This window comes from Streptococcus mitis, from assembly GCF_022137125.1.
Lineage (GTDB): Bacteria > Bacillota > Bacilli > Lactobacillales > Streptococcaceae > Streptococcus > Streptococcus mitis_CE.
Window position 1 is genome coordinate 1 of record NZ_JAKNEQ010000023.1, and the last position, 286, is coordinate 286.

A 286-nucleotide genomic window follows, 5' to 3' on the forward strand; every position below is an offset into this window, starting at 1 on the left:
CACGCCTGACGGTTTTCAAGACCGTTCCCTTCAGCCGGACTTGGGTAATCCTCCATACTATTCAAATGGACCTTGTAGGACTTGAACCTACGACCACTCGGTTATGAGCCGAGAGCTCTAACCAGCTGAGCTAAAGGTCCAACAAGATCATTATAGCGGCGAAGGGGATCGAACCCCCGACCTCCCGGGTATGAACCGGACGCTCTAGCCAGCTGAGCTACACCGCCATATATCGGGAAGACAGGATTCGAACCTGCGACACCTTGGTCCCAAACCAAGTACTCTA

Annotated in this window: 2 tRNA genes; both read right to left on the reverse strand. The window is 53.1% G+C overall.

Going from position 1 to position 286, the window contains the following annotated elements:
* Positions 1–66: 66 nt before the first annotated feature.
* Positions 67–140, reverse strand: a tRNA-Ile gene (locus tag L0P31_RS09285).
* 13 nt (positions 141–153) lie between these two features.
* Positions 154–227, reverse strand: a tRNA-Met gene (locus tag L0P31_RS09290).
* Positions 228–286 lie beyond the last annotated feature (59 nt).